Source organism: Pseudomonas veronii, assembly GCF_002028325.1.
GTDB classification, from domain to species: domain Bacteria; phylum Pseudomonadota; class Gammaproteobacteria; order Pseudomonadales; family Pseudomonadaceae; genus Aquipseudomonas; species Aquipseudomonas veronii.
Window position 1 is genome coordinate 3,076,963 of the sequence record NZ_CP018420.1, and the last position, 22,416, is coordinate 3,099,378.

A 22,416-nucleotide genomic window follows, 5' to 3' on the forward strand; every position below is an offset into this window, starting at 1 on the left:
ATAACGCGGGCATTCTGGATTAACGCGGTGTTCTTGCGTTTTTCGCGAGCAAGCTCGCTCCTACAGTATCTGTTTGACGGCTGCGAAGGCTTTGGCGCGGCGTTCTTCCCAATTTCCCCTGATCACCACCAGGGCCTGTCGATGTTGCTGCATCCAATCCAGGCTGTGCTGGAAAAACGCCTGGCGGTCGGCCAGTTCCGGCTGGCAACGCTGGCCGTCGGCGGTCCATTCCACGTCGTCGGGGGACAGCAGCAGGTGCAGGTCGTAGTGGCGGGCCAGCAGTTCGTCGTCAAGCCATGTCGGATAGTCGCCGAACAGGGTCTGGCTCCAGAGCCTGTTGGTCAGCAGGTGCGTGTCGAGGATCAGCAGCGCAGGGCGCTCGGCGCGGGCGGTATCTTCCCAGGCCAGTTGTCCGCGGGCGATGGCCGGGATGTCGGCCAGCGTGGTGTCGCGCTGATGGTGGTCGATGAAGTGCCGCACGTACTCGCCCACCATCAGCCCGCCGAACTGCGTTTGCAACTGCGCGGCCAACCAGCTTTTACCGCTGGATTCGGGGCCGGCCAGGACCACCACCTTCATGCGCGCAACGCCGGGTCGGCGCGCCATTCGCGCCAGCCTTGCACGGCGATCGCGGTGAACAGCGCATAGAGCGCGGCGGTGAGGTAGAGGCCTTTATAGAGGAACAACCCGACGAAAATCACATCCACGGCAATCCACAATGGCCAGCACTGCACGCGCTTTTGCGCCATCCACATCTGCGCCACCAGGCTGAAACCGGTGAGGGCGGCGTCGAGCCAGGGTTGGGCGGCGTCGGTCCAGTGAGCCATGGCGGCGCCGAGCAACAGGCTGCCGACCGCGCCGATAGCCAGGCTGGTAAGGATCGCGGACCAGCCCAGGCTGGTGACTTGGCGACCTGGCTTGATGTCCCCGGCGCGTCGGGTCCACTGCCACCAGCCATAGACTTGCAAAGCGGCGTAGACCACCTGCAACAGCATGTCGGAATAGAGTTTCACGTCGTAGAACACCCAGGTGTAGAGCAGCACCATCACCAGACCGATGGGCCAGCACCAGGGGTTTTGTTTGACCGTCAGCCAGACAGCGATCACCCCCAGCGCGGCGGCGAACAGTTCAAGCCCGGACATGGTGGTTCCTTGGGAGAGAGGGAAAGGGCGGGGATTGTAACCAATCTTCAAAACACAGGAAGGCAAATGTGGGAGGGAGCTTGCCCCCTCCCACAGTTTGAGTGGCGTCAGACTTTGAATTGACGCAGCAGGCCGTCGAGCTGCTCGCTCAACCCGCGCAAGTGTGCGCTGGCCACGCTGGACTGTTCGGCCGCCACTGCCGTGTTGTGGGACAACCCGGCGGCCTGGGTCACGTTCTGGTTGATGTCCTCGACCACGTGGGCCTGTTGCAGGGTGGCGCTGGCGATCGAGGCATTCAGGCCATTGAGGTTGCGCAGGGCCTGGCCGATGGCGGTGAGGCTGGCCCCGGCCTGGCCGGCCTGTTCGATGGTCAGTTGCGACGCGCTGTGGCTGTCGCTGATGACCTTGACGGCCGCTTCCGAGTGACCTTGCAGACGCTCGATCATGACCTGGATTTCAGCAGTGGATTTCTGCGTGCGTTGGGCCAGCAGCCGCACTTCGTCCGCCACCACCGCAAACCCGCGGCCTTGCTCACCGGCACGCGCGGCTTCGATGGCGGCGTTGAGGGCGAGCAGGTTGGTCTGGTCAGCGATGGAGCGGATCACTTCGAGCACGCCACCGATCTGCGTGCTTTCGCTCGACAGGGTGCGAATCACTTCCACGGCCTGGCTGATGGTGGTGGACAGTTGGTCGATCTGCTGCAAGCTGCTGTCGATGTTCACTTGGCCTTGCTCGGCCTGGGCCTGGGCATCGCGCATTTCGCTGGCGGCGTGCTCGGCATTCTTGGCCACGTCCTGCACGCCGTAGGTGACTTCATTGACCGCGGTGGCCACCAGTTCCATCTGTTGCGACTGTTGCTGGCTGCGGTCGTGGGCCTGGCTGGCGTTGTTGCCCAGCTCAGTGGAGGACTGGCCCAGCGCATTGGCGCACATCTGCAACTGGCCGACGACGTGGCGCAGCTTGGCGGTGAAGCTGTTGAAGTGCTGGGACAGTTGAGTGACTTCGTCACGGCCATGGGTGTCGAGGCTGCGCGTCAGGTCGCTCTCGCCGCTGGCGATATTGGCCATGGCATTCACGGCGGCCTGCAGCGGGCGCACGATGCTGCGCACAATCAACGAGACCAGCAGGGCCATGACCACGGCGATGCCCAGGCCGACACCCGAGGCTTTCCACACTTGCGCGTTGAATTCGGCTTGCACGTCATCCACATACACGCCGGAGCCGATGATCCAGCCCCACGGTTCGAACAACTGGATATACGAGGTTTTTTCTATCGGCGTATCGGCACCCGGCTTCGGCCAGCGGTAATTGACGATACCGGCACCCTTGGCCTTGGCCAGGCTCACGAACTCGTTGAATATTGCAAAGCCGTCCGGGTCGCGAATCGACGAGAGGTTCTGGCCATCGAGCTTGGGGTTGGCCGGGTGCATGATCATCACCGGCGTCAGGTCGTTGATCCAGAAATATTCGTCTTTGTTATAGCGCAGGCCGCGCACCGCGCTCAGGGCTTGTTTTTGTGCCGCTTCACGGGGCATGACGCCGCTGGTTTCGAGGCTGTGATAAAACGTCAGGATTCCACTGGCGGTCTGTACGACGTGTCGGGTCTGCAGGCTTTTGGCTTCATAGAGGTCGTCATGGATCTGTTTGAGCATCAGCAAACCCAGGGCCAACAGCATCAACACGGCAACTACCAGGATCAACCAGAGACGGCGGCTGATCGACATATTGCGTAAACTGTTCATCGTCCTGTCACTCCGTGCTTTTTATAATTGTCGGCGCTGCATCGACTTTTACGCCTTGTCTGATAGGCTTTCGGCCTGAAATCGAAAAACCTGAGTACTGCCTGATTTTTCACGGAATTTTTGCAGACCGGCGTTGATTATCAGCACCGGGCCTTTTTGTGCGCTCGTCGTCAGTGAACCATTAAAAAGACTAACGAGGCTTGTCTTAGAACAAGACCTTTGGGGGACGTATGGATTTGTGGACCGCCGCACAGGCGTTGATACTCGGCGTGGTAGAAGGGCTGACGGAGTTTTTGCCGATCTCCAGTACCGGCCACCAGATTATCGTCGCCGATTTGCTCGACTTTGGTGGCGAACGCGCCATGGCGTTCAACATCATCATTCAGCTCGGTGCGATTCTGGCGGTGGTCTGGGAGTTTCGCCGCAAGATCCTCGACGTGGTGACCGGTTTGCCGACCCAGCGCAATGCGCAGCGCTTTACCGTCAACCTGCTGATCGCATTCCTGCCGGCCGTGGTGCTGGGGGTGATTTTCGCCGACCTGATTCACCATTACCTGTTCAACCCGATCACCGTCGCCACGGCGTTGGTGGTGGGCGGCATCGTGATGTTGTGGGCCGAGCGGCGCGAGCATGAAGTGCATGCCGAGAGCGTCGATGAGATCAGCTGGAAGGACGCGCTCAAGGTCGGTTTTGCCCAGTGCTTGGCGATGATCCCGGGCACCTCGCGCTCGGGCTCGACCATTATCGGCGGCCTGCTGTTCGGCCTGTCGCGCAAGACCGCCACCGAGTTTTCGTTCTTTCTGGCCATGCCGACCATGGTCGGTGCGGCGGTGTATTCGGGCTACAAGTACCGCGACCTGTTCCAGCCGGCTGACCTGCCGGTGTTCGCCATCGGGTTTGTCACCTCGTTCATCTTCGCGATGATTGCGGTCAAGGGCCTGCTCAAGTTCATCGCCAGCCATAGCTATGCGGCATTTGCCTGGTATCGGATTGCATTCGGCTTGCTGATCCTGGCGACCTGGCAGTTTGGCTGGATCGATTGGTCCGCGGCCAAGGCATGATGATTCAGCACCCACGCCTGAAGGCGCTGATCTTTGCGCTGTTGTGCGCGGCGCCGTTATTGGGCTCGGTATTGGTGTGGCATCGCGGCGAGACCGTGCTGCCGCTGGCGGCCTATGGCGTGGTCAGCGTGATCGCGTTTTTGCTGTACTGGAGCGACAAGCACAAGGCGCGCACCGACGCTCGGCGCATTCCCGAAAACATCCTGCACGCCGTCGAGCTGGCGGGCGGATGGCCGGGGGCGCTGATTGCCCAGCAGGTGTTCCGGCACAAGACGCGCAAGGTCTCGTATCAGGTGCTGTTCTGGGCAATCGTGCTGTTGCATCAGGTGTTCTGGCTTGACCAGTTGTTCCTCAGCGGCACGCTGGGGTCAGTCCTCTAGCAACAACCCGACCTGCGTGCGCTTGGGCAACTTGCTCACCACCAACTGGTGAGAGCGCTGCAACAGGCCACGCAACTCCTCGGTGCCCAGCGGGTAGGGCGTGTTCATGATGATCCACTGCGCGCGCGCCAGGTACGGCGCCGGGTGGATGCCCGGGCGGTCCACATGGCCGAGGAACAGTTCCTTGTCGACCTTGAACGCCAACGAGTCACCCCGCAGGTTCTGCAAGGCGAACATCTTGTTGCCGGCAATCGAAAACACTCGCACGCCACCCCATTTATAGTCTTCCCGCGCGCCGGGCAGGCTCAGGCAGAAGTGCGCGACTTGTTCTTCGGTCATGCTCATAACAGGCGGTCTCCACAGCTTTTAAAGCCTTCTTCCAGATAATCGATCCACGCGCGAATCGCCGGCAGCACGCCACGGCGATGCGGGTACACGGCCTGCAACCAGCCCCCCGGCAGCGACCATTGCGGCAGCAGTTGCACCAGTTGGCCGCTGGCCAGTTCCTCTTCGCAATACATCATCGGCAGCACGGTGAAGCCCAGGCCCTTGAGTGCGCTGGCTTTGCGCACGATGAAATCATCGATGCCCAGGCGGGCTTCCATCACCAGGTCTTCGGCGTTGCCTTGGGGGTCGAGCAGGCGCAGGTGGACCATGCGGTCGGCTTCCAGGGCGCCGAGCACCGGCAATTGCTTGAGGTCGTCGAGGTTGTCGACCTGTCGGCCGCGCATGAAGTCCGGGCTGGCGACCAGCAGCGTCTGGGCCTGGCGCAGGCGCTTGGTGACCAGCAGCGGGTCTTCATCGCCGAGCTCGCGCACACGCAGCGCTACGTCAATGCCTTCGGCCACCAGGTCGACGCGGCGGTTGACCAGGGTCATTTCCAGCTGCACCTGGGGGTGGGCGGCGAGAAACCCGGCGACCAGCTCTGGCAGGATGTGCTGGGCCATGCCCACCGGGCAACTGACCCGCAGCCGCCCGCGGGGTTCGCTGGACATGCTGGCCACGGCCTCGTCGGCCATTTCCGCTTCCAGCAGCATCGCCTGGCAATGGCGCAGGTAACGCTCGCCGACGGCGGTCAGGGTCAGTTGCCGGGTGGTGCGCTGCAGCAGACGCGCGCCAAGGCGTTCTTCCAGCTCGGCGATCCGCCGCGACAGGCGTGACTTGGGAATCCCCAGCAGGCGCCCGGCCGCCGCGAAGCCGCCGGCTTCCACGACTTTGGCGAAATAGTAGAGGTCATTGAGGTCTTGCATGCTCGGCCTATTGTCCTGTCAGTAGGACGAACTATCGCATTTCAACTACCTTATCGGCTATTGGTTTCATGCGTAGGCTTAACACCATCTGATTCGCACCGCTGATCTTATTTGGAGCTTACCCATGAAACTGTTGCACATCGATTCCAGCATCCTCGGCGACAACTCGGCTTCGCGCCAGCTCAGTGCCGGCGTGGTCAAGGCCTGGCAAGCGGCCGAGCCGGGTGTGGAAGTGACTTACCGTGACCTGGCCAGCGAAGCTATCAACCACTTCTCCGGCGCCACCCTGGCTGCGCTGGGTACGCCGGCCGAACTGCGCGACGCCGCGCAGCAGCACGAAGCCGACCTCAGCGCGTCGACCCTGGCTGAGTTCCTCGCCGCCGACGCCGTGGTGCTGGGCGCGCCGATGTACAACTTCACCATCCCGTCCCAGCTCAAGGCCTGGATCGACCGCATTGCAGTGGCCGGCCAGACCTTCCGCTACACCGAAGCCGGCCCGGAAGGCCTGTGCGGCAACAAGAAAGTCATCATCGTCTCCACGTCCGGCGGCCTGCATGTTGGCCAGGCAACCGGCGTGGCCCACGAGGAATACTTGAAAGTCATGCTGGGCTTCCTCGGCATCACCGACATCGAATTCGTCCGCGCCCAGGGCCTGGCGTATGGCGATGAGTTCCGCAGCAAGTCCCTGAGCGACGCCAACGCTGTCATCAACGAACAATTGTTCGTCGCCGCGTAAGGCTTGTGTAAATTTCGCTGTTGCTCGGTTTCAATCTGAAGCCGGGCGCCTAAACTCTGTATTCTGCTCGCCTGAACGCGACCGGAGTACGGAGTTTTTTCGTTGGCCCGCTGTTTTTACTTTGGCCCAGGTTATGCACGCATGGGTTTATCACTCGGTGCGAGTACCTTGAACCATGGACATCTTGAATAGACATGCCGGTTATCGCGCAGCAAAGGTGGACATCCTCATGATGCGTCTTTGTGCTGTTTTGGTTCTTTCCCTGCTTGGCGGCCTGGTTTCAGTGCACGCCGCGCCTGCACCGCACCCGCATTGGAGTGTGGGCTTCCACCGCATGAGTTTTCTCGACCCGCTGGATCTGCAGCCGATGAATGCCATCGCGTTCTATCCGTCCACCGACGTTGAGCACACCACCCGGGTGGGTGGGTATCACGTGGCCGCCACGGAAGATTCGAAGATCGCTATCGGCCGTTTCCCGATGCTGATGCTGTCCCACGGCAACACAGGGACGCCGCTGGCCCTGCATGACCTGGCGACCTCCCTGGCGCGCAAGGGCTTTGTAGTCGTGGCGGTGCTGCACCCCGGCGACAACTACAAGGATCACAGCCGCCTGGGCACGTTGAGCAACCTGTATGGGCGGCCGATCCAGATTTCCGAAGCGATCACCGCGACCCTGGGCGACCCGATGCTGTCACCGTTCGTCAACGTCGACCAAGTGGGTGTCATCGGCTACTCGGCCGGTGGCGAAACCGCGTTGATCCTGGCGGGCGCCAAGCCCGATTTCGACCGCCTGCGCCGCTATTGCCAGGAGCGTCCGGAAGACCGCGACGCCTGCACCACCAAAGGCGAGCTGGTGGTGGACCGTGATGACCTGCAGCCACAAGCCGACCCACGTATTCACGCGTTGATGTTGATGGCGCCGCTGAGCTTGATGTTCGGTCGCCACACCCTGGCCGACGTCCACGTGCCGGTGCTGCTCTATAGCGGTGATGGCGACAAGCTGGTGGCGGTGGACAAGAATGCCGCCGCCCTGGCGCGCAAGCTGCCCGAACCGCCGGACTTCAAATTGCTGGCCGGGGCCGGGCATTTCGTGTTCATGGCGCCCTGCGACAGCGATCAACTGGCGCTGATGCCGGCGATCTGCACCGATGCCGATGGCGTCGACCGCGAAGGCATTCACCGCGATCTGACCTCCGAAGCCGGGCGCTTTTTCGCTCACACCCTCGGGCGATCCACCCGTGCCGGCCTGCAGACGGCGGATCAGTAAGCGCGACGTTTGAGCAGCACGGTCACGCCCAAGGCGCTGAGCGACAGCAGTGCGGCGCAGAAGAAGATCCAGCCGTAGCCGAGGTTCAACGCCACCGCCCCCATCAAGGGCCCGGCAATCGCCAGGGCCAGGTCGAAAAACACGGCGTAGGCACTCAGCCCCGCGCCACGGCTGCTGTTGGGCACCTGCTTGATCGCTTCCACGCCCAGCGCCGGGTACACCAGCGACAAGCCGAAGCCAGTCAGCCCTGCACCGATCAATGCCACGCAGGTAGACGGCGCGAGCCACAACAGCGTCAGGCCCAGGGTCTCGATGATCATGCACCCAATCGCCGCGCGGAAGCCGCCAAAGCGGCTGATGGCCGAGATAAACACCAGGCGCGAAACGATGAAACACACGCCAAATACCGTCAAGCAATAGGCCGCGCCTGCCCAGCCGCGATTGAGGTAGTACAGGGTGATAAAGGTGGTCAGGGTGCCGTAGCCGATGGACGCCAGGCACAGGCTGGCGCCAAACGGGGCGATACGCCCGAACACCGCCCAGAACGGCAGGCGCTCGCCGCGGACCACCGGCACTGACGGTTTATTGCGGATCAGCACCAGGCCCAGCGCCGCCAGCACCGACAGGGCGATGCCAAGGCTGTTGTAGCCGTATTCGGCGACCATTACCACGCCCAGCGGCGCGCCAATCGCGATGGCGCCGTAGGACGCAATGCCGTTCCAGGAAATCGAGCGCCCCGTATGCTCGGCGCCGACCTTGCCCATGCACCAACTGATGGTGCCCACGCCAATCAGGCCCTGGGCCACGCCGAGCAACAAACGAGCGACGATCAGGATGCCCAGGCTCAACAGCGGCAGGCTTTGCAGCAGTGTTGCCAGCAGCGTCAGCCCGCCGCTGGCCAGGATGCCGCCCAGGCCGAGCACGATTGCACGTTTGGTGCCCACGCTATCGGACATCCGCCCGGCCATGGGGCGGCTGAGCAGGGTGGCGAGGTATTGCGAACCGATTGTCAGCCCGGCCACCACCGCACTGAAACCCAGTTGCTCGTGTACGTAGCCTGGGATCACCGCGATCGGCAGGCCGATGCAGATAAAGGCAATAAAGGTGTAGAAGACGATGGAGACGATCTGCAGGGTGATCGACAGTGAACTCGGGGCGGCGGCAGACATGAGCACTCGTTCGCGGGCGGGCGGTGAGGGCATCATCGCAAGGGCTCGGGGGAAAAGAAAGCACCCTAACTATCAACCCGGCTGGCCGACAGATACAAAAAAGCCCCGTCGCAGTGGACGGGGCTTTTTCTTGTCGCTAACAGCTGATCGCAGTGCTTAGAAGACCACGCCTTGGCTGCGCAGGTAGTCATCATAGGTGCCGCTGAAGTCGATCACGCCGTTGGCGCTCAACTCGATGATGCGGGTGGCCAGGGACGATACGAACTCACGGTCGTGGCTGACGAAGATCAGCGTGCCCGGGTAGTTTTCCAGCGCCAGGTTCAGCGCTTCGATGGATTCCATGTCCAAGTGGTTGGTCGGTTCGTCCATGATCAGCACGTTGGGCTTTTGCAGGATCAGCTTGCCGAACAGCATGCGGCCTTGTTCGCCACCGGAGATGACCTTGACCGACTTGAGGATCTCGTCGTTGGAAAACAGCATGCGCCCCAGGGTGCCGCGGATCACTTGCTCGCCCTGTGTCCACTGGCCCATCCAGTCGAACAGGCTCATGTCGTCTTCGAAGTCGTGGGCGTGGTCCTGGGCGTAGTAGCCCAGTTCGGCGGCGTCGGTCCACTTGATGCTGCCGGCATCCGGGGTCAGTTCGTTGACCAGGGTACGCAGCAGGGTGGTCTTGCCGATACCGTTCGGGCCGATGATCGCCACGCGCTCGCCGGCTTCAACCTGAAAGCTGAAGTCCTTGAACAGCGGCTTGCCGTCGAAGCCTTTGGCCATGCGATCGACGATGACCGCCTGGCGGTGCAGCTTTTTGGTTTGTTCGAAACGGATGAACGGGCTCACACGGCTCGAAGGCTTGACCTCGGCCAGCTGGATCTTGTCGATCGCCTTGGCACGGGAAGTGGCCTGCTTGGCTTTCGAGGCGTTGGCCGAGAAGCGGCTGACGAAGGATTGCAGTTCGGAGATCTGCGCTTTTTTCTTGGCGTTGTCCGACAGCAGTTGCTCGCGGGACTGGGTCGCCACGGTCATGTACTCGTCGTAGTTGCCCGGGAACAGGCGCAACTCGCCGTAGTCCAGGTCAGCCATGTGGGTACATACGCTGTTCAGGAAGTGACGGTCGTGAGAGATGATGATCATCAGGCTGGAGCGCTGGGTCAGGATGTTTTCCAGCCAGCGGATGGTGTTGATGTCCAAGTGGTTGGTCGGTTCGTCGAGCAACAGCACTTCAGGGTCGGAGAACAGCGCCTGGGCCAGCAATACGCGCAGTTTCCAGCCGGGGGACACTTCGCTCATCGGGCCGAAGTGCTGTTCCAGGGGAATACCCAGGCCCAGCAGCAGTTCACCGGCGCGGGATTCGGCGGTGTAGCCGTCCATCTCGGCGAACTCGGTTTCCAGCTCGGCCACGGCCATGCCGTCGTCTTCGCTCATTTCCGGCAGCGAGTAGATACGATCGCGCTCGGCCTTGACCTTCCACAGTTCTTCGTGACCCATGATCACGGTGTCGAGCACGGTGAATTCTTCGTAGGCGAACTGGTCCTGGCGCAGTTTACCCAGGCGCACATTCGGTTCCAGCATGACCTGGCCACCGGACGGGTCCAGGTCGCCACCGAGGATTTTCATGAAGGTCGACTTGCCGCAACCGTTGGCACCGATCAAACCATAACGGTTACCGGCGCCGAATTTGACCGAGACATTCTCGAAGAGCGGCTTGGCGCCGAACTGCATGGTGATGTTAGCTGTGGAGATCAATTACTTTACCTATCAATAGCTTAGGGTGCGCTTATTTGAGCTGGGACCAATTTGGGACCAATCTGGAGCTCTTCCGATTCGCTCCAGTCCGAGCTTGGGTTGATCCAACGCGCATAAGTCGAGAGCAGCATCTGCGCACGATGGCCGAGCTGCTGGGAAATGAAGGCGGGGTTCATGCCAGACATACTGCATATTGTCGCATAGGTGTGACGACAGTTGTATGGCGGTCGACGACGGATGTTCAATGCTTTCGGTGTTGGAACCCACTACGGTGCAGGTCGGTCGTCTGCTTCACGCTCTGCGAGTGCGTCGATGGCGGGAAAAGCCAACGGCGTTTCACGCACCGTCCAAGCAGATATCCGTGCGCTTCGCGTATTTGAGGGGGAGGGCGCCGTGAGGGTAGGGCTGGGGCTCCGTTCGTACAGCGATTGTTTACAGATTCACACGCAAAAATTACTTATTAATACAGTTCCTGTTCCAGCAAAACTTGATACTGCACAGGCTTAAAGCCCTGGCAGGTTATCCAAAAGGGCAATGTCATTTTGGTAAGACAGGAACCATGTCCATGCATCTCCCTCGTATCCTCATTAGTGTCAGTTTGTCCACTGTGTTGCTTGGACTGATCGGTTGCGCACCGACGGCGATAGTGGGGCCCGCCGCCAACACCGTGCGCGTCACTCATAACGAACCTGGCGCCGAGTGCCAGTTCTTGGGAGATGTTACGGGTAGTCAGGGCGACTTTCTGTTTGGCAGCATCACTGGGAACGCGAACCTGGAAACTGGAGCCCGTAACGATCTGAAAAATAAAGCCGCAGCGATGGGGGGCAATCGGGTTTATCTGCTCACTGAGCGAGCGGGCCAAACCGGTTCGGACAAGCGATTGGAGCAAACCAACGTAACCCTTTCAGGAAACGTTTATCGCTGCCCTTGACGGTGAGCCTGGTCGGTTGCCACGCCTAAGTTGAGGGAGATCAGTAATTATCGGTCGGATAAAAGCTCCAGTCGGAACCGCAACTTGTTGGCTGGACGAAATGCGGATCGCTCAATTGCTGCCGCATAAGTGAATCCACGTTTAACCACGCGTAGTCGATAGAACAGAGTCGTATGGCTGGCTAAACCAGCGACTTTTGAATTTGATGATCAAATGTCTCTAGAAAGTCGTGCATGCTGAGTTCTCCGAGATCTACGGTTTTAGCGCCGCCGGCCGCGATAAAGGTTATGTCAGTGATACCCAGGACGTTCAGGATCAGTTTCAAATAGTGGGTCGCAATGTCACGGTCTTTAATCGGCGAGTCGTCGGTATATACACCTCCCGAGGCGAGCAGCACTGTTGCTTTTTTACCGGTCACCAGTCCTTTGCCATCAACGCCCAGGGTCAGGCCTTTACGCACCACATGATCGACCCAGGCCTTGAGTGCCGCAGGGACGTTATAGTTGTAGACGGGTGTTGAAATAACCAAGTGATCGGTTTCCAGCAACTCGGCCGTAAGTTCATCGGATAGTTGCAACACCGCTTTCATTTCAGGCGAATGTTGGGGGGCGGGGGTGAAGTAAGCCTGTAACCAGGGGGCTGTCATGAAGGTCAGCGGGGTGTCCGTTAGATCCCGTATTTAGGCAACGCAGGCCGATGGTTGTTGAATGACCTGACCCGTCGTCTGTGCCTGTGAGGGTACGAAGATGACCGAGGTCGGCGGTTTGGTGACCTGGGCCGGGAGATAAGTTCGGCCGCAGGCGAGGGTTTCATCTGACAGGCAATTGGCTTATTTTCCGTAGCTCACTGTAACCGACTTTCTGGAGACGCAATGGACATGCCCTCAGCCCAACAGGCGATTGCCAGTAACAAGGACGCCTGGGACGAATCCGCCCGGCTGCACAAAGACACGGATACCTGGAGGACGCTGCTGGCCTCGGTCGCCGAACCGGATTTTTCGTGCCTGGACCCGACTCTCACCGCCTTGTTGCAAGATGTCGGTGTTGCCGGCAAAGACGTGGTGCAGCTGTGTTGCAATAACGGCCGCGAAAGCTTGTCGTTATTCGGCCTGGGCGCACGCACGGTCGTCGGCGTGGACCAATCCCGTGCCTTTCTCGATCAGGCTCGGGAACTCGCGGCGCTCTCACCCTACAGCCCGGAACTCATCGAAACCGATATCCACCATTTGCCCGAGCGCTTGCACGCACGCTTCGATATCGCCCTGGTGACCATCGGCGTATTGGGCTGGATGCCGGATGTGGCGCGGTTCATGCGCCAGGTCGCCACAACGCTGAAGCCCGGCGGCACTCTGGTGATGTACGAAACCCACCCGTTCCTGGAAGTGTTCGACCCGCTGGCAGCCAATCCGCTGCTGCCTGCCAGTTCGTACTTCCAGCGTGAGCCTTTTGTGCTGCAAGAGTCGATCGTCTATGAAGGGCAGAGCGCAGTCGCGGGGCCGACGTCCTACTGGTTTGTACACACGCTGGGCAGTGTGGTCAGCGCAGCGATTGCGGCGCGGTTGCAGATCGCTCATCTGCAAGAGTACCCGCATTCAAATCGCGAAGAACTCTACGACCAGTACGAGGATCAGGCGGCCCAGTTGCCGCTGTGTTTTACCCTGACGGCGACCAAGCGCCTGCCCTGAGCTGTTTTGCGCGTAAAAAAAGCCCGCCGGGGGAGGCGGGCTAAGGGATTCACTGGAGTAGGTAGGCTTCACCCTATAGACCGGAAGGTGAATGCCTTGTGAAAATCCTGTCGCAAGTTCAGATGGGCGCGGGGCTCAGGATCGACGCACGAATGTACGCATTGTCTGCCCGGGGCCGGTGCTGAATACACACGGTCGCGGCATGCCTTCATCCGCCGCGATGAATACGAACTCGTCTCCTTCCAGGCGGTAGCTGGCCGGCAGCAGCTTGCCCGCGTCATCCCCCATGGCATCGATCCAGGTGATGCTTTTGGGATGGGTGGTGCTGTCCAGGAAGAATCGGCCGGCCAGTAGTCGTTTGCCATCAACGGTGAGCACTTCAAAGTGGTCGTCGGTAATGGTGGTGATTGCACCGGGGGCGCTGTGGGCGTCGGGTGGGTTGAGCACGCCGCTGTCTTCGAGCGAGACCTGCTGCCATGTGCCCTGTAGGGCTTGGTAGTCCGAGTCGGAAATGGATGTCATACAAATTCCTTTTTGTTGAGGCGCATAGCACTGAATAGCGCGACCGAACGGTCAGAAAAAGCCGGGTATATACAGGTTTATCTGTAGGAAGCTTCGTGTTATCAGGCTTTTATCGCGATTTTTTCGAGTGAGAGCAGCTATTTAACAAACTTTTGACTACTCTTGTGACAAGAATATTCCTACTTGATGAACGCCAGTGGCAATGATCGCTTGAATGAAGGGAAACAAACTTTAATAGCGTGGGATTTTTCGGCTGACTGAGTGGTCAGATAGCGATTGGTTAGCCTGCTCTGTGGGCTTCAGGGCGTTGTCCCTGATTCTTTACTGGGGTATTCAGGTTTTTGACGGTGGTGGCCGTTTAGTATCATTTTTAAGGTGCTTTCATTTTGAATCGAACTTCCCCGCATACTGTTTCTAGCTCTTCAGATGAAATCGACCTGCTTGAACTGTTTCACTCGATTTGGCAGCAAAAAAAACTGGTAGTGGGGTGTACGATTCTGGCGGGCGTGCTCGGCGTCGGTTATGCCTTCCTGGCGCCGCGGACATATGAGGTCAGCAGTGTCTTGCGCCCGGCGGCGATCAATGAACTGGATGCATTGAACCGTTCCGAAGTCTACAAGTTGCCACCGGCCGATGCGTTGTCGAAGGTGGGCGCGCAGTTGGACTCTTATGAGGCGAGGCTGGGCTTTTTCAGATCCCATGAGCAATTGTTCACTGCGTTCCAGAAGCCTGGGCAAAGCCTGGAGCAGAGTTTTGAAGACTTCAACCGCAACTCGGTCAACTTGATTCTGCCGGACCCGAAAAAGTCAGACTCGTTGAGCAGTTATATCCGCCTGGAGTTGCAGTACCCGAACGATGTGGACGGTGTGGCGATTCTGAACGGCTTTGTCGACTACGCCATTGCGGCGGAGCGCGAACAAGTCGGTGCGGACCTCAAGGTGATCGTCAACAACCGCCTGAATGAACTCAAAGGCAAGATCGACGCTGCGCGCGCCAACTACGATACCGATAAGGAATCGAAGATCGCCAAGCTGTTGGAAGATGACCGACTCAAGCGCGCCCAGTTGCAAGATGAACTCAGTGCCCTGCGCCTGCAGATGAAAATGGAGCGTACCAACCGCCTGGCAGAGCTGTCGGAAGCCATTGCCATCGCCAAGTCCATGGGTATCAAAACGCCGACCACGCCATCGTCCATGGCGGATGCCGCACGAGGCGGTTCGAGCCAGGTGATGCGTACCGAGGTCAACAACCAGAAGATCCCGCTTTACTTCCTCGGCACCGAGGCCCTGGAGGCCGAGCGCGTTGCGCTACAACAGCGGACCAGCGACGACTTTACCAACCCTCGCGTCGCCGAGATCGGCAAGGAGTTGCAACTGCTGGAGGTCAACCGTGAGGTTGAAGTGCTGCGCAAGCGTGGGAATGAAGACATCTTCCTGCAGGATGTTGAACCGCTTCGTGCTGAAGTTGCGCGCTTGCGTAACCTCAACATCGACATGAGCAACCTCAAGCTGGTCACCGTCGACCGCCGCGCCCAGGAGCCACTGGCGCCGATCAAACCGAAAAAAGCCCTGGTGATCGCCTTGAGCCTGGTCGCGGGGTTGATCCTCGGCTTGTTCGTCGCACTGGTCCGCCATTTTGTGCTGACCCGGCGCGAAACCGTGCCTTATTCGAGCTTGGAAGACGGGCGCTTTTCCCGGCGTGAGCGCAAGGATGATCAGCCGCTGCCGTAACGTTTAATGCGCAAGGGCTTGTCCCATGACAAGCCCCCGTGCCCCCTCCAATTACAATCAGTGGACAGCTTTTCACAATTCTTAGTTAACCTTTAGTTACAAATTGTGGCTAAATATCGGGCGATGGTTATGAACCGAAGGGCTATCCGCCGGTCGTGCCGCCTATATGTGAATTGTGATTTCATGTGCTGCTATCCAACCTCGGCCGTCGTGGGCCCGCAGGAGCAGCCTGTTTTCTCCTGACTTGTGACGAAATCCATTGAAACTCATTATTGTTTTCCTCTACGTTGCCTCTATTGCGTATGTCCACCTGCGTGGCCGGGTGCGGCATAAACTGAGACGCCAGCTCAGCGATCACTCTACGTTCCTGGCGCCGATCAACTGCTTTCTCTACTTGTTCTCCAAGCTACCCAGCCGACCGTATCTCTCACCCAGCGACTTCCCGGACCTGAGCCCACTGCAGGAGCATTGGGAAGAAATCCGCCAGGAAGCCCATACCCTGATGCAGGCGGGCGCGATCAAGCGTTCGGACCAATACGACGACGTTGGTTTCAACTCGTTCTTCAAGTCGGGTTGGAAGCGCTTCTACCTGAAATGGTATGGCGACAGCCACCCCTCGGCGATGAAGCTGTGCCCGCGCACCACCGAGTTGCTGCAGAGCATCGGCTCGGTCAAGGCCGCGATGTTCGCCGAGTTGCCGCCGGGCTCCAAGCTGGTGCGCCACCGCGACCCTTACGCCGGTTCCTATCGCTACCACTTGGGCCTGGATACCCCCAACGATCCGGGGTGCTACATCAATGTGGACGGCGAGAACTACTCCTGGCGCGACGGCGAACCGGTGATGTTCGACGAGACCTATATCCACTACGCAGAAAACGCCACCCAGAAGAACCGCATCATTCTGTTCTGTGACGTCGAGCGGCCGATGAAGTACCGCTGGGCGGCCGCGTTCAACCGCTGGTTCAGCCGCACGGTGATGGCCGCCGCCGGCGCGCCGAACGACGCGGGCGACAAGACCGGCGGCCTGAACCGTGCGTTTAGCCGCTTGTACAAAATCCGCCTGCGCGGCAAGGAACTCAAGAAGCGTAACCGCACGCGCTACTACCTGGAAAAGTGGGCGATCTTCGCGGTGCTTGCGCTGATCTTCATCCTGATCTGAATCTCGACGTGGCGCGACTCACTGCGGTGGCGTCGCGCCCAACGTATCCCACATCTGTTTGCTGAGCCTCTGCCTGTTGGCATAACCCGCCCACGGGTCGCCCTTCAAACCCTGCAACCGCTGTTGCAGGTTGGCGACCGTCCACTGCTGGGCACCGCGCAACCCCTTCAACTCCTCGCGACTGACCGGCACCGACACCGGCAGGCCGGGGCGTGCGCGCACTGAATAGGCCGCCACCGTACTGGCACCGCGCGCGTTACGCAGGTAATCGATGAAGATCTTGCCCTGTCGATTCTTCAGCCCGGAGGTGGCGGTGAAGCGTTCCGGCAGGCGTTGGGTCATGAACTGGGCGATCGCTTTGGCGAAGGCTTTCACGGTGGCCCAATCATCGCGGCGCGCCAGCGGGATCATCAGGTGCAGGCCTTTGCCGCCGCTGGTCTTGACGAAGGCTTGCAGGCCCAACTCGTCGAGCACCGACAAGGTCAACTGCGCCGCCTCCAGCATGGCTTTCCACGGCAAGGCCGGATCGGGGTCGAGGTCGAGGACGAACAGGTCCGGGGTTTCGATCTTGTCCGAGGTGGCACCCCAGGTGTGCAGTTCGACGGTACCCATCTGCACCGCACCGATCAGGCCGGCGAGGCTGTCGATCTGCATCAGGCGCGCATGGTCAGGGTCCAGGCGCTGGTCCAGTTGCTTGATATGGGGAATCGCCAGGTGCTCCGAGTGCTTCTGGAAAAACTGCTCGCCGTCGATGCCCTCCGGCGCCCTCAGCAAGGAAACGGGGCGGTGACGCAGGAAGGGCAGCAGCCATTCGCTGATGCTCTGGTAAAACTGCGCCAGTTGCAGCTTGCGGGTGCCGCTGGCGAGATCGATGACGCGCTCGGCATGGGTGATCTGCACACCGGCGAGGGTGACCGACGCGGCGGTCTTTTGCGGCGCGGGCGTGGGCCTGGCGTTCGCCACGCAGGCACCGCTGAGCACGCTTTGCGGCTGGGCTTCGGTGATGTCGTAGTCGCTGGTCGGGCGGGCGTGCCGGTCGTTTTCCTTGATCAGCAGCCACCGTTCCTTGTCGCCGCTGCCTTTGAGGTGGGTGCGTACCAAGACCCAATCGCCTGAGAGTTTTTCGCCGGCCAGGGTGAATTCCAGTTTGCCGGCGGCGTAGGCGGTTTGTGGATCGTCGTGGGGGTGCCAAATGCCACGGTCCCAGACGATCACATCGCCGGCGCCGTATTGGCCGGCCGGAATGCTGCCTTCGAAACTGCCGTAGCTCAAGGGGTGGTCTTCGACTTGCACCGCCAGGCGTTTCTGGCTGGGGTCGAGGCTGGGGCCCTTGGGCACCGCCCAGCTCTTGAGCACGCCATCGAGCTCAAGGCGCAAGTCGTAGTGCAGATTGCGTGCGTCGTGCTTCTGGATCACGAACGTCAGCGCCGATGCATTGCGCTGCGCGCCCGACGCGGCGCCGGAAGGTTCGGCGGTGATCTTGAAGTCGCGTTTGCGGTTGTATTCGCTCAGGGGCTTTGCCATATCGTGCTCCCTACCTTGGTCGGCTCAAGAGGCCTTTTCGCTGGCTTTTTACACACCTTGCACCCGTGCGATCGCGGGCGTGGAAGTTGCGGTGTGCGGATGCTCGGACAGAACGTGTTACATCTGATGAGAAACTATTTAGTTACCAAAGGCGAACCCAAAGCGTAGCGTGGTATCGAAAGCACGTACTCCTCGTCCCAAGAGGCTTTGTCATGATCACCTGTGTGCGACATCTTGCAGCGTTGGCGCTAGGCCTGGCACTTTGCGCCAGTGCCCAGGCGCAAAACCTGCCCGGCAGCAATGACGCCAACAATAGCCCGATCCACCGGGCCAATCCCAACAGTATGCAGGGCACCCAGCCCAATGCACCGGCGATTCGGGGCATCCAGACCGGGCCGACCACGCGCACGCCGACCCTGGAAAACGGCGGCATCGGCAATCGCTATCCGCAACGCCAGGCTGCGCCCAGCCGCCCGGCGACGGAAATCAAAGCCCCCACGGTTGACGCCAACGGCAATCGCCGGCCTTGAGCGCCGGTAAGGACCCCGTCTTATGTCTCTACGCAAAACCCTGCTTGCCGCATGTTGCGCAAGCGCCTTATTGCCGCTGACAACGCTGTATGCCGCCGAAGCCCAGCAGTTTCCCAGCGAACAAGGCAGCATCAGCGCCACGCCGATCGCCAAAGGCCTGGATCATCCGTGGGCCGTGGCGTTTTTACCGGACAAACAGGGCTACCTCGTCACCGAACGTCCCGGCCACCTGCGGGTCGTCAGCCTGGATGGCAAATTGTCGGCGCCGCTGACCGGCGTGCCTGAGGTCTGGGCCAAGGGCCAGGGTGGTTTGCTCGATGTGGTGCTGTCGCCGGACTTCAAGCAGGACCGCCTGGTGTACTTGTCATATGCCGAAGGCGGCGGCAAGGGCGGCACAGCCGGCACTGCGGTCGGTCGCGGGCGGTTGGCGGATGACCTGAGCGGTTTGCGCGACTTCAAGGTGATCCTGCGCCAGGAGCCCAAGCTCTCCACCGGCAATCATTTCGGCTCGCGCCTGGCCTTTGACCGCGACGGCTACCTGTTCGTCACCCTGGGTGAAAACAACGACCGGCCCACCGCCCAGGACCTGGACAAGCTGCAAGGCAAGGTGGTGCGGATCTACCCGGACGGCCGCGTGCCGGATGACAACCCCTTTGTCGGGCAGCCGGGCGTGCGCCCCGAAATCTGGTCCTACGGCCAGCGCAATCCGCAGGGCCTGGCGTTGAACCCGTGGAACGGCACGCTCTGGGAAAACGAGCACGGGCCGCGTGGCGGAGATGAAATCAACATCATCGAACGCGGCAAGAACTACGGCTGGCCCATGGCGACTCATGGCATCAACTATTCGCTGACACCGATCCCCGAGGCCAAGGGCAAGGTGGTGGACGGTACTGTGGCGCCGCACCATGTGTGGGAGAAATCCCCAGCGATCAGTGGCATGGCATTCTACGATGCCGACCGCTTCCAGGCATGGCAGCACAATCTGTTCATTGGCGCACTGGCCAGCCAGGAGCTGATTCGCCTGCAGTTCGACGGCGACAAGGCGATCCATGAAGAGCGCTTGCTCGGCGGCTTGAATGCGCGGATTCGCGACGTGCGGCAAGGGCCGGATGGCTTTTTGTATGTATTGACCGATGAGGATGATGGGGTGTTGTACCGAGTGGGTCTGAACCAGGATTGAGCAATAAGCCGCAAGCTTCACGCTTGCGGCTACAGGCTAGAGTCCCAACTCCGACAGCCCCGGATGATCGTCCGGACGCCGTCCCAACGGCCAATGGAACTTGCGCTCGCTGTCCTTGATCGGCATGTCGTTGATGCAGGCAAAACGGTTGGCCATCAGGCCGTGCTGGTCAAATTCCCAGTTTTCGTTGCCGTAGGAACGGAACCAGTTACCCGAGTCGTCGTGCCACTCATAGGCATAGCGCACCGCGATACGGTTATCGCTGAACGCCCACAACTCCTTGATCAACCGGTAATCCAACTCCTTGGCCCATTTGCGGCTGAGGAAGTCTTTGGCTTGTTCGCGGTTGTAGGCGAATTCAGCGCGGTTACGCCACTTGGTGTCCAGGGTGTAGGCCAGGGACACCCGATGCGGGTCGCGGGAGTTCCAGCCGTCTTCGGCCAGGCGGACTTTTTCGATGGCCGACTCGCGGGTAAACGGCGGCAGGGGTGGGCGGGTTTCTGCAGGGGATGACATTGGGCGGCTCCTTAAAACAATAAGGGTTGATCGAAAGTTGCGATGCCTGTGGGGTTAAAGCCCCAATAACGTTCGTGCCATGGATTGCGCCGTATCCGCCGCGGTGGCATCGCCCGTCACCAGGGCCACGGTAATGGCGCCATCGATCAGGATCAGCAGTTGCGCGGCCTGCCGTTGCGGCTCGGGCGTGCCATGGGCTTGACACAGTTCGAGCAGGTACTCGAAGAGTTTGTGTTTATGCGCCTTCGCCAGCAGGCGTACCGGGGCTTGCGGGTCGCCGGTTTCGCCGCTGGTGTTGATGAATGCGCAGCCGCGAAAGTCCGCCGAACCGAACCAGGCCTTGAGCGCGTCGAACACGGCGAGCAGGCGCTCGCCGCTGTCTTCACGGCGTTCCACCTCGGCCCGCAGCCAGTGCATCCAGCGCGCGTCGCGACGTTGCAGGGCCGCGATCACCAGTTCGTCCTTATTGGCGAAATAGCGGTAGATGCTCTTTCGGGAGACACCGGCGGTTTTCACCAGGAAGTCCATGCCAGTGGCGGCGATGCCGTGGCGATAGATCAGCTTCTCGGTGACGTCGAGGATAATGTCGCGGGTAATATCGTTCATGTGTCATACAGTAGAACGATCGTTCTTCTTTCGCAACAAGGTTTTTCACTGACTGGCAACGAGACCTGAGCACCCCCATGGTGTAAGCTCTGGGCCTCTTCGGATTCGACCCATTGCGAGCCTTATGCCGTCGTTCTTCAAACGTTCCCTGTTGCCCAAACTGCGCGCTTTCCCACTCTCCATCGAGGCGATTGAGGTGCTGTCCGGCGCCGCTGCGTTTCGTCGTTGCCTGCTGGAGAAAATTTCCCAGGCTACCCAACGCATCTATATCGTCGCGCTGTACTTGCAGCAGGACGAGGCGGGGCAGGAGATCTACGACGCCTTGCACGCCGCCAAAGCCGCACGCCCGGAGCTGGACATCGTGGTGCTGGTCGATTGGCTGCGCGCCCAGCGCGGGCTGATCGGCGCCGGTAAACAGCCGGGCAACAGCGCCTGGTACCAGGCCATGACCCAAAGCCATGCCACCGAGGTGCCGGTCTACGGCGTGCCGGTGCAGACCCGCGAACTGTTCGGCGTGTTGCACCTCAAGGGCTTTGTGATCGACGACAGCGTGCTGTACAGCGGCGCCAGCCTGAACAACGTGTATTTGCACAAATTCGACAAGTACCGTTTCGACCGTTACCACCTGATCCACAGCGCACCGCTGGCGGATTCGATGCAACACCTGGTGGAGCACGGGCTGATGGCATCCAAGGCCGTGCATCGCCTCGACTTGCCCAACCCGCCGACGACCCGCAGCTTGCGCAACGATATCGGCGACCTGCGCAGCCGCCTCAAGCACGCGGCCTACGACACCACCAGCGGCCAGTTGCCCAACGGCCACCTGTCTGTCAGCCCCTTGCTCGGCGTCGGTAAGAACAACCCCCTGAGCCGGGTGATCCTCGAACTGATCGCCAGCGCCCAGCATCAACTGACCATTTGCACGCCATACTTCAACCTGCCGCTGCCGGTGACCCGGGAAATCAACCGCGCCCTGGCGCGCGGGGTGAAGATCGACATCATCGTCGGCGACAAGACCGCCAACGACTTCTACATTTCGCCCAGCGAGCCGTTCAAGGTGATCGCGGCCTTGCCGTACCTCTACGAAATCAGCCTGCGCCGCTTTGCCAAGCGCCATCAGCCGATGATCGACAGCGGCCAGTTGAACCTGCACCTGTGGCGCGACGGCGACAACACCTACCACCTCAAAGGCATGTGGGTCGACCAGCGTTATACGTTGCTGACCGGCAACAACCTCAACCCACGCGCGTTCCGCCTTGACCTGGAAAACGCCTTGCTGATCGATGACCCCAAGAGCGAGTGGCTGGAACCCCGGCGCACCGAGCTGGCGCAGATTTTCCAGCACACCACGCGCATCGAAGGTTATCAGCAGTTGCAGACCCTGGTGGATTACCCGCAGGCAGTCGGCAAGTTCCTGCGCCGCGTCAGCCGCGTGCGGATCGAGCGGTTGCTGTATCGCATTCTGTAACGCGGGCATCGCGCAACGAACTCTCTTGCTGCCCTCAAAGCCTTGAGAGTTCGCCTACACGCAGCGCTGGCCCAGG

The 22,416-nt window shown here is 60.4% G+C and carries 23 protein-coding genes and 1 pseudogene; 11 read left to right on the top strand and 13 right to left on the bottom strand.

Annotated elements, in window-relative coordinates:
* Positions 1-60: 60 nt before the first annotated feature.
* The 3 genes from PverR02_RS14155 to PverR02_RS14165 all read right to left on the bottom strand — a co-directional run bounded on the left by PverR02_RS14155 (position 61) and on the right by PverR02_RS14165 (position 2,884).
* Positions 61-579: an AAA family ATPase gene (locus tag PverR02_RS14155; protein ID WP_079445013.1), complete on the bottom strand. Its 519-nt coding sequence runs from the start codon at positions 577-579 to the stop codon at positions 61-63.
* Positions 576-1,142 carry a nicotinamide riboside transporter PnuC gene (gene pnuC / locus PverR02_RS14160; RefSeq protein ID WP_046383216.1) on the bottom strand — a complete coding sequence of 189 codons (567 nt, stop codon included), beginning with the start codon at positions 1,140-1,142 and terminating at the stop codon, positions 576-578. Before pnuC ends, PverR02_RS14155 begins: the two co-directional genes overlap by 4 nt.
* Positions 1,143-1,249: 107 nt before the next feature.
* Complete coding sequence (locus tag PverR02_RS14165) at positions 1,250-2,884, bottom strand: methyl-accepting chemotaxis protein (protein WP_079443668.1); 1,635 nt, start codon at positions 2,882-2,884, stop codon at positions 1,250-1,252.
* Between the two features lie 230 nt (positions 2,885-3,114).
* On the opposite strand from PverR02_RS14165, the gene PverR02_RS14170 reads away from it, so the two are divergent.
* On the top strand, positions 3,115-3,945 hold the full coding sequence (locus PverR02_RS14170; protein ID WP_046383218.1) for an undecaprenyl-diphosphate phosphatase: 831 nt from the start codon (positions 3,115-3,117) through the stop codon (positions 3,943-3,945).
* The gene (locus PverR02_RS14175) at positions 3,942-4,325 is read left to right on the top strand and encodes a DUF1294 domain-containing protein (protein ID WP_017847254.1); all 384 of its coding nucleotides are present in this window, start codon (positions 3,942-3,944) and stop codon (positions 4,323-4,325) included. The genes PverR02_RS14170 and PverR02_RS14175 overlap by 4 nt, the downstream gene beginning before the upstream one ends.
* On the opposite strand, the gene PverR02_RS14180 is transcribed toward PverR02_RS14175, so the two are convergent.
* On the bottom strand, positions 4,314-4,670 hold the full coding sequence (locus PverR02_RS14180) for an MmcQ/YjbR family DNA-binding protein (protein WP_046383220.1): 357 nt from the start codon (positions 4,668-4,670) through the stop codon (positions 4,314-4,316). The genes PverR02_RS14175 and PverR02_RS14180 overlap by 12 nt on opposite strands.
* Positions 4,667-5,575, bottom strand: a complete 909-nt coding sequence (locus tag PverR02_RS14185; RefSeq protein ID WP_017847256.1) for a LysR substrate-binding domain-containing protein — start codon at positions 5,573-5,575, stop codon at positions 4,667-4,669. The genes PverR02_RS14180 and PverR02_RS14185 overlap by 4 nt, the downstream gene beginning before the upstream one ends.
* Before the next feature lie 124 nt (positions 5,576-5,699).
* On the opposite strand from PverR02_RS14185, the gene PverR02_RS14190 reads away from it, so the two are divergent.
* Together PverR02_RS14190 and PverR02_RS14195 are read left to right on the top strand one after the other, a co-directional pair.
* Complete coding sequence (locus tag PverR02_RS14190) at positions 5,700-6,311, top strand: FMN-dependent NADH-azoreductase (protein WP_079443669.1); 612 nt, start codon at positions 5,700-5,702, stop codon at positions 6,309-6,311.
* Between the two features lie 229 nt (positions 6,312-6,540).
* Positions 6,541-7,578 (top strand): alpha/beta hydrolase family protein, encoded by a 1,038-nt coding sequence (locus PverR02_RS14195; protein ID WP_026140063.1) that lies wholly within the window; start codon positions 6,541-6,543, stop codon positions 7,576-7,578.
* Here the strand turns inward: PverR02_RS14195 and PverR02_RS14200 are convergent.
* From PverR02_RS14200 to PverR02_RS32590, 3 genes and pseudogenes are all read right to left on the bottom strand, one after another.
* A complete protein-coding gene (locus PverR02_RS14200; protein ID WP_079443670.1) occupies positions 7,572-8,747 on the bottom strand; it encodes an MFS transporter in 1,176 nt (391 codons plus the stop codon). The two genes, PverR02_RS14195 and PverR02_RS14200, sit on opposite strands and share 7 nt — an antisense overlap.
* A gap of 156 nt (positions 8,748-8,903) precedes the next feature.
* Complete coding sequence (locus PverR02_RS14205) at positions 8,904-10,490, bottom strand: ABC-F family ATPase (RefSeq protein ID WP_026140064.1); 1,587 nt, start codon at positions 10,488-10,490, stop codon at positions 8,904-8,906.
* 20 nt (positions 10,491-10,510) lie between these two features.
* Positions 10,511-10,815: pseudogene (locus PverR02_RS32590) on the bottom strand (site-specific integrase); the annotation flags it as partial.
* 234 nt (positions 10,816-11,049) lie between these two features.
* Between PverR02_RS32590 and PverR02_RS14215 the strand changes: the two are divergent.
* Positions 11,050-11,421 carry a DUF4156 domain-containing protein gene (locus PverR02_RS14215; RefSeq protein ID WP_199918374.1) on the top strand — a complete coding sequence of 124 codons (372 nt, stop codon included), beginning with the start codon at positions 11,050-11,052 and terminating at the stop codon, positions 11,419-11,421.
* Positions 11,422-11,602: 181 nt separating this feature from the next.
* Here PverR02_RS14215 and PverR02_RS14220 read toward each other — a convergent pair whose 3' ends face one another.
* On the bottom strand, positions 11,603-12,100 hold the full coding sequence (locus PverR02_RS14220; RefSeq protein WP_227778893.1) for an FMN-dependent NADH-azoreductase: 498 nt from the start codon (positions 12,098-12,100) through the stop codon (positions 11,603-11,605).
* 192 nt (positions 12,101-12,292) lie between these two features.
* On the opposite strand from PverR02_RS14220, the gene PverR02_RS14225 reads away from it, so the two are divergent.
* The gene (locus PverR02_RS14225) at positions 12,293-13,105 is read left to right on the top strand and encodes a class I SAM-dependent methyltransferase (protein WP_079443672.1); all 813 of its coding nucleotides are present in this window, start codon (positions 12,293-12,295) and stop codon (positions 13,103-13,105) included.
* A gap of 135 nt (positions 13,106-13,240) precedes the next feature.
* On the opposite strand, the gene PverR02_RS14230 is transcribed toward PverR02_RS14225, so the two are convergent.
* Complete coding sequence (locus PverR02_RS14230; protein WP_079443673.1) at positions 13,241-13,627, bottom strand: TIGR03067 domain-containing protein; 387 nt, start codon at positions 13,625-13,627, stop codon at positions 13,241-13,243.
* Positions 13,628-14,013: 386 nt separating this feature from the next.
* Here PverR02_RS14230 and PverR02_RS14235 point away from each other — a divergent pair, with 386 nt between their 5' ends.
* Both PverR02_RS14235 and lpxO read left to right on the top strand, forming a co-directional pair.
* Complete coding sequence (locus PverR02_RS14235; protein ID WP_046383228.1) at positions 14,014-15,357, top strand: LPS O-antigen chain length determinant protein WzzB; 1,344 nt, start codon at positions 14,014-14,016, stop codon at positions 15,355-15,357.
* A gap of 259 nt (positions 15,358-15,616) precedes the next feature.
* Positions 15,617-16,516, top strand: a complete 900-nt coding sequence (gene lpxO / locus PverR02_RS14240) for a lipid A hydroxylase LpxO (protein WP_017847265.1) — start codon at positions 15,617-15,619, stop codon at positions 16,514-16,516.
* Positions 16,517-16,534: 18 nt separating this feature from the next.
* Here the strand turns inward: lpxO and ligD are convergent, their stop codons facing one another.
* Positions 16,535-18,040 (bottom strand): DNA ligase D, encoded by a 1,506-nt coding sequence (gene ligD / locus PverR02_RS14245; RefSeq protein ID WP_079443674.1) that lies wholly within the window; start codon positions 18,038-18,040, stop codon positions 16,535-16,537.
* Between the two features lie 212 nt (positions 18,041-18,252).
* Here ligD and PverR02_RS14250 point away from each other — a divergent pair, with 212 nt between their 5' ends.
* On the top strand, positions 18,253-18,570 hold the full coding sequence (locus tag PverR02_RS14250; RefSeq protein WP_057005536.1) for a hypothetical protein: 318 nt from the start codon (positions 18,253-18,255) through the stop codon (positions 18,568-18,570).
* A 22-nt stretch (positions 18,571-18,592) separates the two neighbouring features.
* The gene (locus tag PverR02_RS14255) at positions 18,593-19,750 is read left to right on the top strand and encodes a PQQ-dependent sugar dehydrogenase (protein ID WP_079443675.1); all 1,158 of its coding nucleotides are present in this window, start codon (positions 18,593-18,595) and stop codon (positions 19,748-19,750) included.
* A gap of 36 nt (positions 19,751-19,786) precedes the next feature.
* On the opposite strand, the gene PverR02_RS14260 is transcribed toward PverR02_RS14255, so the two are convergent.
* Positions 19,787-20,266: a nuclear transport factor 2 family protein gene (locus PverR02_RS14260; protein ID WP_046383231.1), complete on the bottom strand. Its 480-nt coding sequence runs from the start codon at positions 20,264-20,266 to the stop codon at positions 19,787-19,789.
* Positions 20,267-20,320: 54 nt separating this feature from the next.
* The gene (locus PverR02_RS14265) at positions 20,321-20,872 is read right to left on the bottom strand and encodes a TetR/AcrR family transcriptional regulator (protein ID WP_017847270.1); all 552 of its coding nucleotides are present in this window, start codon (positions 20,870-20,872) and stop codon (positions 20,321-20,323) included.
* A gap of 124 nt (positions 20,873-20,996) precedes the next feature.
* On the opposite strand from PverR02_RS14265, the gene pssA reads away from it, so the two are divergent.
* Positions 20,997-22,340: a CDP-diacylglycerol--serine O-phosphatidyltransferase gene (pssA, locus tag PverR02_RS14270; RefSeq protein WP_046383232.1), complete on the top strand. Its 1,344-nt coding sequence runs from the start codon at positions 20,997-20,999 to the stop codon at positions 22,338-22,340.
* The last annotated feature ends 76 nt before the right edge of the window (positions 22,341-22,416 follow it).